The 11,882-nt window shown below is 33.2% G+C and carries 8 protein-coding genes and 1 pseudogene; 4 read left to right on the top strand and 5 right to left on the bottom strand.

Going from position 1 to position 11,882, the window contains the following annotated elements:
• Positions 1–32: 32 nt before the first annotated feature.
• The 4 genes and pseudogenes from cysC to AC3QL1_RS21510 form a co-directional block, all read left to right on the top strand.
• Positions 33–572 (top strand): annotated as a pseudogene (gene cysC, locus AC3QL1_RS21525) (adenylyl-sulfate kinase); the annotation flags it as partial.
• A 17-nt stretch (positions 573–589) separates the two neighbouring features.
• Positions 590–1,273, top strand: a complete 684-nt coding sequence (locus AC3QL1_RS21520; protein ID WP_492494173.1) for an aspartyl/asparaginyl beta-hydroxylase domain-containing protein — start codon at positions 590–592, stop codon at positions 1,271–1,273.
• Positions 1,274–1,282: 9 nt separating this feature from the next.
• Positions 1,283–2,242 carry a sulfotransferase family protein gene (locus AC3QL1_RS21515; protein WP_492494172.1) on the top strand — a complete coding sequence of 320 codons (960 nt, stop codon included), beginning with the start codon at positions 1,283–1,285 and terminating at the stop codon, positions 2,240–2,242.
• Between the two features lie 72 nt (positions 2,243–2,314).
• Positions 2,315–2,977: a TrmH family RNA methyltransferase gene (locus AC3QL1_RS21510; RefSeq protein WP_492494171.1), complete on the top strand. Its 663-nt coding sequence runs from the start codon at positions 2,315–2,317 to the stop codon at positions 2,975–2,977.
• Positions 2,978–3,054: 77 nt separating this feature from the next.
• Here the strand turns inward: AC3QL1_RS21510 and AC3QL1_RS21505 are convergent, their stop codons facing one another.
• From AC3QL1_RS21505 to secA, 5 genes are all read right to left on the bottom strand, one after another.
• Positions 3,055–4,650: a PepSY domain-containing protein gene (locus AC3QL1_RS21505; protein WP_492494170.1), complete on the bottom strand. Its 1,596-nt coding sequence runs from the start codon at positions 4,648–4,650 to the stop codon at positions 3,055–3,057.
• A gap of 181 nt (positions 4,651–4,831) precedes the next feature.
• On the bottom strand, positions 4,832–6,991 hold the full coding sequence (locus AC3QL1_RS21500; protein WP_492494169.1) for a TonB-dependent receptor: 2,160 nt from the start codon (positions 6,989–6,991) through the stop codon (positions 4,832–4,834).
• Positions 6,992–7,084: 93 nt separating this feature from the next.
• Positions 7,085–7,495 carry a hypothetical protein gene (locus AC3QL1_RS21495; protein ID WP_492494168.1) on the bottom strand — a complete coding sequence of 137 codons (411 nt, stop codon included), beginning with the start codon at positions 7,493–7,495 and terminating at the stop codon, positions 7,085–7,087.
• A gap of 83 nt (positions 7,496–7,578) precedes the next feature.
• Positions 7,579–8,376: a hypothetical protein gene (locus tag AC3QL1_RS21490; protein WP_492494167.1), complete on the bottom strand. Its 798-nt coding sequence runs from the start codon at positions 8,374–8,376 to the stop codon at positions 7,579–7,581.
• A gap of 142 nt (positions 8,377–8,518) precedes the next feature.
• A complete protein-coding gene (gene secA, locus AC3QL1_RS21485; RefSeq protein ID WP_492494166.1) occupies positions 8,519–11,863 on the bottom strand; it encodes a preprotein translocase subunit SecA in 3,345 nt (1,114 codons plus the stop codon).
• Positions 11,864–11,882: the final 19 nt, after the last annotated feature.

Genomic DNA, 11,882 nt, shown 5'->3' with positions numbered 1-11,882 from the left:
TTTAGTTTTAGTGTGGGAAAAAACAAAATAAATTTTCGATGATTTTAATACAATTTACAGGATTATCCGGTTCAGGCAAAACGACATTGGCAGAAAATGTTCGGCATTTGTTGATTGAAAATGGTTATAAAGTCGAAATTGTAGACGGCGATGTTTACAGAAAAACCATCTGCAAAGATTTAGGATTTTCTAAAGATGACAGATGCGAAAATGTGAGACGTCTTTTTAATGTAGGCCGGAATTTTGTTGTGGCAGATACGATTGTTCTAATGTCGGTAATAAATCCGTATGAAAACCTGAGAAATGAATTGAGAAATCATGAATTTGTGAGAACCGTATTTCTGGATTGTTCTATAAACAATTTGATCAAAAGAGATCCAAAAGGTTTGTACAAAAAAGCATTATTGCCTGATCATGACAGTAATAAAATAAATAATTTCACCGGAATCAGTGATGTTTTTGAGACTCCGTTAAGTGCTGATTTAATTTTAAAAACCGATTTTGAAACCGTGCCTTTTTCGACCAATAAACTGTATCATTTTATCATTGACAATTTATCCGGTTTGGCCTAATTTAATTTCTAAAAGATATGAATCCTTCTTCAAGTAAACTTCCGATTTCCTTTTCTATAGATAAATTACAAAAAGAACTCGCCATCTGCGAAAATGATTTGTGGACGCCTCATTTTAATACAAATCGCTATCAGGGCAATTGGACAAGTGTTTCTTTAAGATCACAATCTGGTTTGGTAAACGACATCACATCTTTTCCAAATATGAAATATAAAAATACCGAGTTATTGGATCGTTGTCCCTATTTTAAAGAAATAATGGATTGGTTTAAATGCGAAAAAGAAGCCGTACGATTGCTTCGGTTGGGACCTAGAAGTGAAATTAAAGAACATGTTGATAATGATACTTCTTATGAAGATGGTTTTTTTAGAATTCATATTCCGATTATAACAAATCCTGAAGTGTTTTTTTATGTGGATAAAAAGTTGGTTCCGATGAAAATGGGCGAATGCTGGTACGCTAATTTCCAGCTTCCGCATAGCGTAGAAAATACAAGTACAGAACCGCGGATTCATCTCACCATTGATTGCATCAGAAACGATTGGTCTGATGAATTATTTGCAGAAATGGGTTTTGATATTCATTATTCGAAAGAAAAAGAACCATATTCAGCGGAAGAAAAACAACAGATTATAGAGGAGCTTTCTCGAAATCCATCAGAAATGAACGCAAAAATTATCGCTGATTTATTGGCAGAATAAACTATAAAAATGGAAAATAAAAATCATCCTCTTTCAAATTGGATTCCTTATAAGTTAATAGAAATCGATAATAAAGTTTATTTTGAATGGATTTATCTGGCTGATATAAAATATGCCGATCCTTTTTTTGAAGAAACAATTGCAAAATGCAGAAGTCATGCTTATAATTCAAAGCGATTTAAAGTAATTACGACCGCAGAAAACCTTATAGATTGGTCTTCATTATTAATTTCTGCGGAATTAAAGTCTTTGATATTTCATGTATCACGATGCGGTTCTACTATGATAAGTCAGTCTTTGGCCACTTCTTCAGAAAATATCATGATTTCTGAAGCGCCAATAATTGATGAAATTTTAAGAAACGAGAAATTAGATTTCCATAAAAAGACAATTCTTTTAAAAGCGGTACTGACATTATTGGGACAAAAAAGATTTCCTGAACAAAAACATTTAATCATAAAACTGGATGCATGGCATATTTTTAATGCCTATTTTTTAAGATCAATCTTTCCTGAAATACCTTTTGCATTGCTTTACAGAAATCCAATGGAGGTTTTAAAATCACATCAAAAAATGGCAGGAATGCACATGATTCCCAATTTATTGCCTGCAAATGTTTTTGGAATCACGGATAAAGAAATCAGTGAAATTAGTTTGTATCAATATGGTGCTTTGGTTTTAGAGAAATATTTTCAGGGATTTCTTAATTTTTATGAATCAGATCAAAATGTAACCAAACTGGATTATAATGAAGGAATGAAAAATGTTATCGAGAAATTTATATCTTTTATAAATGTCGATTATTCTGATGCGGAACTTGAGAAAATGTACGAACGCCTAAACAAACATTCTAAAAATGAGAATGCTGTTTTTGAAGGTGATTTTTTTAAGGAAGAAGCTCTGCAGGTAGATTGTACAGAAGTTAATTTATTGCATGAAAAATTAGTTAATTCACTTATAGAATATTGAGCGCATTGAAAATACCTCTAATCTTTCTTTCTATTTTATTTAAAATGTATTTTTGTGCCAAATAAAATTAAAATGATTGATTTAGATTATCTCGCTTTCCTCGAAAATATATTGACAGACAACCGCAAAGAAAAATTCTTAAAAGTTCTTGGCAATCGCACAAAACATTTTACCATTGTGGTTGAAGATGTTTTCCAGATGCACAATACGAGTGCAGTTATGCGCAGTTGTGAAGTTTTCGGAATTCAGGAATTAAATGTAATCGAGCAGCGCTACGGTAAAAAAATCGATAAGGAAATTGCAATGGGAGCTCAAAAATGGGTTGATATCAATCAGTTTGATTCGGTTACGAATTGCATTTCTACTTTAAAAGACAAAGGATATCAAATCATTGCTACAACTCCGCACGAAAATGATTGTTTGCTGGAAGATTTCGATATTTCAAAACCAAGCGCCTTATTTTTCGGAACAGAAAGAGATGGTTTATCAGAAGAAATTCTGGAAAAAGCAGATGGTTTTCTTAAAATTCCAATGGTTGGTTTTACCGAAAGTCTGAATATCTCCGTTTCTGCAGCAATCATCATTCAAAACTTAACCAACAGATTACAAAAATCAGATATTGACTGGCATTTAACCGAAGAAGAAATTTTAGAGAAACGTTTGTCCTGGGCTAAAAATTCGATTAAAGATATTAAACGAATTGAAGCACGATATTTTGAAGAAAATCCAAAATAAGCTGCTAAGATTCTAAGTTACTAAGCTGCTAAGAAAAACTTAGAAACTCAGTACCTTAGAATCTTAGTACTTGATAATTATTTCTTCAAAAACAAAATAAATCCTAAAACACTAACAATCAAAATGGTTAATGCTGCCAAAACCATTGTTAAATCCCGAATGTTTTTTCCTGCCCAATCCATAAATAAGAATTTGTGCAGAATGGCAAACGAATAGCCTTCAACCATATCCGAATTTTTAACCACAGCAGCTAATCTTGAAGTTGCAGTTTCTATAAAATAAGTTGTTTTTTCCGGAGTATCATACGCCAATTTCACAACCGGTAATCTTTTATTCACGAAGCCATATTCTCTGCTTTCAAAATCAGTTAAAACTTTAGATTCTAATAATTTCGCATTTTCCAGTGAAACCTCAGGTTCGTCTGAGCTTTCAACCATTTCACAGCAAGCTGCTTTTGGCGCTCCGTCTGTAAAATAATAAGCAAGGAATTCAGCATATTGAAGATCGATATTTGGCGTGATTTTATTAGTTGTTGCATTAATATAAACAACTTCGGATTTTTTATCGTCTTTTTTATTCCATTTTGAATTAGAATCTGTTTTCGAAGTTTTAAACTTTTCTTTCTCTAATAATTGACAGCGGAAATAAGTCGTATCATTTAAAGTGATAATATTTACATTCTGAAAACGAGTCCAGTCTAAATCCAGCGCATTATTTGCTAAAGGAATTTCCTTGGTTTTAAAAGTAGGCTCATAAACCATTTGCGATAAAGTGTACGGCGTCCATTTTGTAGTAGCGTGATAGGCGCCGCTAAAAACAAAAGTCAAAGTAAAAAGCGAAACCCAGATTCCAATCTGGCGGTGGTATTTTCTAAGTCCTTTTTTAGGCGCTAAACGATCTGTTTTTTTAAATTGTTTCCATAATAAACCATAAATTAAAATTCCGGTCAAGGCAGAAAACCCAATTATGGATAAAAGGAAAATCATTGTAATAATTCGGATACTATTATTCGAAATGGCGTCTATAAACGACCAGTTATGAAAAGTATCAAAAAACCAGATAAACGCTTGTCTTGAAGTTGGATTGTAAGTTGCTAACTTACTGGACGAAGTTTCTACATAAACCTGCATCGCATCCGGACGTTCAAAAGTCAGTTTGTAAACCGGCAAATAACGGTTCACATATTTGTATTGTGAAGTAAATTCGGTGATAATTTCACTCTCTTTTACAGCACTTTTTTGATCGTCTAAGAAATATCTTGATAGCCATTCTGCATATTTTTGATCTCCGTTTTCTAGTTTTTTTGCATTTGAAGTATCAAAATATAGCAATTCTCCAAAAATGGTTTTTACCTGATAAAATGTTGCATTGTTAAATGAAACAATTCGGAAATTTTTGAATTGAGTGATTTCGTTTTTCATTAAAACTTCCTGAATTGAAAATTTTAATTGGCTTTTATCAATAATTTGCTGTTCCAGTTTGTCATGCGCAATTTCAGGTTTGAAAAAATGCGCCATAAACGGATGCATCAATCCTGATAATGTCCAGAAAATTACCGGAATAATAGTAATCAAACCAATAGTACGATGCCATTTATACATGTGCTGTTTGATTTTCTTGACAATTTTAGAATCTTTCTTTTTAGACTTTTTCTCTTTTATTTCTTTGCTCATATTTGTATACTTATGATTTTGTCTAGCTGTTTTTTTTTAGCCACAGATTAAAATTATTTTTTTTACCATTAAGACATTAAGAATAATTAAATTAATCTTAATGAAACTTAATATCTTAATGGTTCAATTTTTAAAATTTCTTAATCTTTTTATCCTGATAACTATCGGGAGTGACAAAAGTTTATTTTTTTAATGAAAAGTTATACTGAATTCCAAATACAAAAGTTCTTGGAGCTGCTGCGGTATATGTTGGCTGAGCATTTGTGGTATTGGCTCTTGAAACATTATAAGCGTATAATTTATCAGTTAAGTTAAGTACGTTTCCATATACTTCAATACCTTTCCATTGATAACCAACTCTTGCGTTGAATATGTTGTAACCGCTATATTTTACGGTATTGATCTGATCCTGATAATAACTTCCCACAAGCTGCCATTCGACAGAAGTTCTCAAATTTGGAAGCCAGTTTGGGTAATAACTCAGCTCAGAATTTCCGGACCATTTTGGAGCTGCCGGCATTTCTTTTCCGTTTAAATCCTGAACCGGATCTGATGGTTTGTCAGAAAGTTTAAAATCGATATAAGTATGTTGTGCGTAAGTACCGCCAAAACGAATGTTGAATTGTTTTGATGGACGATACGAAGCTCCAAACTCAATTCCTTTGTGGCGCGTTTCTCCTGCAGAACGATAATCTGTTGAATTATCGGCAAGTTTGATGTTTAACAACTCATTTTTTCCTTCCATATAATAGAAAGCGTAGTCAAAATTAAGTTTGTTTTCCAAGAAAGAAAGCCATCCGCCCACTTCATAATTATTGAAAGTTGCAGGTTCCAGATTATAATAAAAATCAGCAGGAACTCCGGTTGTTCCGCCAGTTCCTGGTTTTGTTCTGAAAATAGAAGTAATTCCCGGAGGCGCAAAACCTTGTGAATAATTGCCGTAAAACCCTGCAAATTCCACCGGATTGTAATTTGCTCCGGCTTTAAAAGTCATTTTGTCGTAAACTTTGCTTCCTGTAGAATTGTCCAAAGCATTATTATAATTAACTTTCATGTTGTCGTAACGACCGCCAAATGTGATTATTAATTTTTCTATTGGATTAAAACTCAATTGCGCATATCCGGCTGAATTATAAATGTCTGCAGTATAATCAGCTAATTTTGAATCCGGATGTTCGGCAATTACTTCATAAGAATCAACCGTTTGTTTTCCCGGATCTCCAGGATTTAAATTGGCTTTTAAATCAATCACATAAGCCCAGTACGTAACTGGAGAGTAATCGTATAAAGCACCGGCAACCAATTTTGTGTTCAGGAAATCAAATTTTTGAGTATGTTGTCCAATCGCGCCATAACTTTTGAAATTATTTGAGTTTACTTCGCCTTTTGCAGTTGTAGGATTTACGGTTGGACTCCATTTTATTCCGTACGAAGGATTTTGACCTAATTTATTATCTCTTAAATAAGCTGTAACATAACTGCTCGAATTGCTGTTCCAATCATGTTCTAATGTTAATCGAGTTCTTAAGGCATCAGATTTTCTATAAGTAAAATTAGAAGTGCTTTTGTATGTTCGGTTATTAAAAGCATCTTCGTTTACCGTTCCGCTCATGTCAGAATAATATTTTCCATACATCGTATTACTGATCAATCGGGTAGAAGGTGAGATGTTGTAATCGATTCTGGCATTTAGATTGTCTTTGTTATAATCTGAATACGTCATCCAGCCGTTTTCCTGTAAACTTGAAATTCCGGCAATATGAAAACCAACTTTTCCAATTGTTGCACCACCGGCTGCCTGAAATCTGTGGTAACCATAATTATCTGCCTGAACGCCAAATTTGAATTCCGGATCAACAGGCGGTTTTAGCGAAATTAAATTAATAGTTCCGCCAACAGCTTCCGGGCCATACAAAGAAGAAACTGGACCTTTTACCACTTCGATACTTTGCAGATTATATTGATTAATTTCTAATAACGCATTGTGATTGAAGATTCCCATCGGGCGAATTGGCAAACCATCTTCCAGATATAAATAATAAGCATTTGTCGTCATTGGCTGACGAATCGACATCATGTGCTGTTCGTTTCCTAAATTAACCATCAAAACTCCCGGCGTTTTATTGATGATTTCGTAAACGGCAGTTGCTTTGGTTTCGTTAATGGTTTTTGATGTTATTTTACTAATGGCAACAGGGGTTTCCTTACGTAAAGTTGCGGTACGATTGGCTGTTATAAAGACGTTTTCAAGTTCCTGAGATTTTGTTGTGTCTTTTTCCACTTTGTTTTGTGCTAAGACACATTGCCCCATTATCAGTAGGGTAAAGTATATTTTTTTCATTTTAAATTATATAAATTTTAAAAGTAACAAGTGTTCTTTGGCTTAAAGCCAAAAAAAATCCTTTCAGTTTTGAATTGAAAGTGTGACTAAAATTTATATAAAATAGGATGGAGGATGAAAAGTAGCGTTTGAAACAGAAATAGGTTTCGTATCGAATGAAGCGAAAAGTTTTACTTCTGATTCGATTGGCGCTATTAATTTGAAATTATTTGTTGGCGTATTTTGAATGTAAACAACTTCTGCTTTTTCTTTCAGGTTGTTCTGCATTTTCTTTTCGTTATCGGCGTATTTTTTCAAACTTTTTTGAAGTTCGCATCGACCGTTACAAGTATTAAAAACCATTTTTCGCTGCACACAAATGGTTTTTGAAATCTCTTCCTGATTTAATTTGAATGAGGTATAAACAAAGAAACTGCCAAAGGATGGCACCAGAAGCATGCAAGAAAGAAATATGATGATTAACTTTTTCAAAACTGATTCGTTGTTTCGAATGCAAAAGTACATTTAATTCGTTTTTAGAACGAATTTATTTTGTGGTTTTTCAAAAAAAATCCTCACTTTACTTAATAAATGAGGATTTTGAAATTTTAATTACATTCATATTCAGCAAATAAAGGATAACCAAATTCATTGTATTGATAAGAACTTATTTCCCAGGTATATTCAATTGTTGTGTTCCCTTTATAAATGCTTTTAGAAATTAATGTTCTGTAATTGTTTTCTGAATAGCTTTTACTTCTGTAATCTGTAAAAGGAACATTGATATTTTTAAATGGATTTTTATTAGAATCGTAATTATAAAAACTAGTTATTTTTTCTACTATATTTCCATCTAAAGGATTATTTGTTTCTGAAATTTGTGATAAATTTCCTTTTGAATCATAAGAATATTTAGTTGTTATTTTATAAATTTCAGTTTCTTCATCGTCATAATCTCCAATCGTTTGAATAATTCTGTTTTGTGAATCATATTGAATGTTTTCAATCCATCTTGCGGTGTAACCATTATCAGAAATTCTTATATTTTCTCTTCTGTAAGGCAGCTTTGAATTTCCTTCGTAGAAGAATATATCATAACGTTTGTCTTTTGTATAAATAATTTTTTCAACCGTATTATTTGAATTATAGACAATACTATCTTCTGATAATTTTCCGTAAATAGTATGTCCTACAGAAGCAGAAGCAGTATTTCCGAAATTTTGTCTTTTAATCAAACGTTCATTTTGATAAACAAATTCTGCCTGATAAATGTTTGGTGCTAATTTGTTGTATTTTAAAATTTTACATGCTGATTCCTTCTTCTCGGGGTTATTTTCAGAAGAGCAATTTGCAAAAAGAAATAATGATAATACAGTAGTTGTTAAAAAAAGTAATTTTTTATTCATAGAATAAAATGGTTTAGAGATAGATAAAAGTGATTTTGCTATAAAAAAATATCCCCAAATAATTTTTAAATGGGGATATTTAATTTAATTGTAGCCTAAGTTTTCAATCTCATTTTAAAACTGAAGACTTAGACAGAAAGTATTATTTAACAAGAACCCAAGCGCCAGAAGCGATTAATGATTCTGCTTTTTTAAATTTCATTTCTTCAGTTTTGCCGGTTGCAACTTCCTGAACTGTTACAGTATCATTACGGTTGATTTTTGGCATATCTCTTACAATGGTTTCTGTAACCTGACGTTGTTGTGTTTCTCCAGCTTCACGATTAATATCTTCGCTGTTTACAATTTCATCTTTGCTTAATTTGAAGTTTTCTTTTTGGCGAACTTCTTTTGCTTCGTGAATTTCAGAAGTAACGTTTTGAGCCGGTAAATCACCTTTGAACAAGAATGAAATTACTTCTTTATTAACGTTGTCTAACATTCCTCTAAACAAATTAAAAGCTTCTAATTTGTAGATAAGCAATGGATCTTTTTGCTCGTGAACGGCCAATTGAACTGATTGTTTCAATTCGTCCATTTTACGTAAGTGTTTTTTCCATGCTTCATCAACAATAGAAAGAGTGATATTTTTCTCAAAATCAGCGATTAACTGAGCACCTTCGCTATCATAAGCTTTTTTCAAATCTGTAACAACATTCAAAGTTTTGATTCCATCAGTAAACGGAACTACGATTCTTTCGAAATGATTGTTTGGTTCTTCGTAAACTCCTTTAATGATTGGGAAAGCTTCTCTTGCGCTTCTTTCTGTTTTTTCTGTATAGAAAGCTAAAGTTTCTTTATAGATTTTTCCTGTAATTTCAATATCAGATAATTTTCCGAAATCAGCTTCTGAAATTGGAGAAGTGATAGAAAAATAACGGATCAAATCAAACTCAAAAGTTTTGAAATCATTGGCCGCTTTGTTTTGGCTTACAATTAATTCGCAAGTATCATAAAGCATGTTTGCAATATCAAGTTTCAAACGCTCGCCAAATAAAGCGTGACGACGACGTTTGTAAACTACTTCACGTTGAGAATTCATAACGTCATCATATTCTAATAAACGTTTACGAACACCAAAGTTATTTTCTTCTACTTTTTTCTGAGCACGTTCGATAGATTTAGTCATCATAGAATGCTGAATAACTTCACCTTCCTGAAGTCCCATTCTGTCCATTACTTTCGCAACTCTTTCAGAACCAAATAAACGCATTAAGTTATCTTCAAGAGAAACATAAAATTGAGAACTTCCCGGATCTCCCTGACGTCCTGCACGACCACGTAACTGTCTGTCTACACGACGGGAATCATGACGTTCTGTACCCACGATTGCTAAACCTCCGGCAGCTTTTACTTCTGGAGATAATTTAATATCGGTACCACGACCAGCCATGTTTGTTGCAATAGTTACAACTCCGGCTTTTCCTGCTTCTTCAACAATTTGAGCTTCTTGTTTGTGCATTTTAGCATTCAAAACGTTATGTGTAACGCCTCTCATTTTCAACATTCGGCTTAATAATTCTGAAATCTCTACAGAAGTTGTTCCAATCAAAACTGGTCTTCCTGCATTTGATAATTCCGTTACATCTTCAATTACAGCGTTGAATTTCTCACGTGTCGTTTTGTATATATAATCTTCTTTGTCTTGTCTTGAAATCGGACGGTTTGTTGGAATCTCAACAACGTCTAATTTATAAATCTGCCATAACTCGCCAGCTTCTGTAACCGCTGTACCAGTCATACCACCTAATTTGCTGTACATTCTGAAATAATTCTGTAATGTAACCGTTGCAAAAGTTTGTGTAGCAGCTTCAATTTTTACATTTTCTTTAGCTTCAATCGCCTGGTGTAAACCGTCAGAATAACGACGACCATCCATGATACGACCTGTTTGCTCATCGACAATCATAATTTTGTTGTCCATGATCACATATTCCACATCTTTTTCAAATAAAGCGTATGCTTTTAAAAGCTGTGTAAGAGTATGAATACGCTCGCTCTTTACTCCAAAATCCTGGAATAATCTTTCTCTTGCTTCCGCTTCAGCGTCTTTGTCTAATTTTTGTTTTTCGATAGCAGCGATTTCAGTTCCAATATCCGGAAGTACGAAAAAGTCTGCATCAGTATCACCAGAAAGGTATTGAATACCATTATCAGTTAATTCTACCTGATTGTTTTTTTCTTCAATTACAAAATACAAAGCTTCATCCACTTTATGCATTTCGCGATTGTTATCCTGCATGTATTGATTTTCAGTTTTTTGAAGCAATTGTTTAATTCCTTCTTCACTTAAAAATTTAATTAATGCTTTATTTTTAGGTAAACTTCTGTAAGCTCTTAACAATAAGAAACCACCTTCTTTAGTGTTTCCTTCTTTGATTAATTTTTTAGCTTCTGCTAAGAAACCATTTGCCAACTGACGTTGTTGCGATACTAAGTTTTCGATTTTTGGTTTCAACTCATTAAATTCATGACGATCTCCCTGCGGAACCGGACCTGAAATAATAAGCGGTGTTCTTGCATCATCAATCAATACAGAATCGACCTCATCGACAATTGCATAATTGTGTTTTCTTTGCACTAAATCGCTTGGCGAGTGTGCCATGTTATCTCTTAAGTAGTCAAAACCAAATTCATTGTTGGTTCCGTAAGTGATATCTGCGTCGTATGCTTTTTTTCTTGCTTCTGTACTTGGCTGGTGATTATCAATACAATCAACAGTTAAACCATGAAATTCGAATAAAGGTGCTTTCCATGTACTATCACGTTTTGCAAGGTAATCATTCACCGTTACTAAGTGAACACCATTTCCTGTCAAAGCATTTAAGTAAAGTGGAAGTGTCGCCACCAAAGTTTTACCTTCACCCGTTTGCATTTCGGCAACTTTACCTTCGTGCAAAACCATACCACCAATTAACTGAACATCATAATGTATCATGTCCCATGTAATTTCTTTACCGGCAGCATTCCATTTATTAGCCCAGGTTGCTTTGTCACCTTCAATAGTGATGTATGTTTTTGTAGCAGAAAGTTCGCGGTCTTTTGGAGTTGCAGTAACTTCAATAAAAGAATTGTCTTTAAAACGACGTGCGGTTTCTTTAACCACAGAAAATGCTTCAGGAAGAATTTCCAGTAAAGTTTTTTCTGAAATTTCGTAAGCTTCTTTTTCAAGAGTATCAATAGCATCATAAAGATCTTCTCTTTTGTCGATGTCTTCGATGTTTTCTACTTCCGCTTTAAGCGAAGCAATTTTAGCATCTTTGTCAGCTCTGGCTTCTTTTATTCTTTCTTTAAAATATGCGGTTCTGGCTCTTAATTCGTCGTGAGACAAACTCATTAAGCTGGTTTCGAATGTTTTAATTTTGTTTAAATAAGGCTGTAAAGCTTTGACATCTTTCTGTGATTTATCACCTACAAAGACTTTTATAATACTGTTTATGAAACTCATGATTTATTGTATTTCTATT

It is taken from the genome of Flavobacterium sp. GW823-FHT04A11 (assembly GCF_058796535.1).
This window is presented reverse-complemented; position numbering and strand designations above follow the sequence as displayed.

Bases quoted from the DNA above. Each gene is read 5' to 3' on its own strand.
- AC3QL1_RS21520 (WP_492494173.1), top strand. From the start codon at position 590: ATGAATCCTTCTTCAAGTAAACTTCCGATTTCCTTTTCTATAGATAAA.
- AC3QL1_RS21515 (WP_492494172.1), top strand. From the start codon at position 1,283: ATGGAAAATAAAAATCATCCTCTTTCAAATTGGATTCCTTATAAGTTA.
- AC3QL1_RS21510 (WP_492494171.1), top strand. From the start codon at position 2,315: ATGATTGATTTAGATTATCTCGCTTTCCTCGAAAATATATTGACAGAC.
- AC3QL1_RS21505 (WP_492494170.1), bottom strand. From the start codon at position 4,650: ATGAGCAAAGAAATAAAAGAGAAAAAGTCTAAAAAGAAAGATTCTAAA.
- AC3QL1_RS21500 (WP_492494169.1), bottom strand. From the start codon at position 6,991: ATGAAAAAAATATACTTTACCCTACTGATAATGGGGCAATGTGTCTTA.
- AC3QL1_RS21495 (WP_492494168.1), bottom strand. From the start codon at position 7,495: ATGTACTTTTGCATTCGAAACAACGAATCAGTTTTGAAAAAGTTAATC.
- AC3QL1_RS21490 (WP_492494167.1), bottom strand. From the start codon at position 8,376: ATGAATAAAAAATTACTTTTTTTAACAACTACTGTATTATCATTATTT.
- secA (WP_492494166.1), bottom strand. From the start codon at position 11,863: ATGAGTTTCATAAACAGTATTATAAAAGTCTTTGTAGGTGATAAATCA.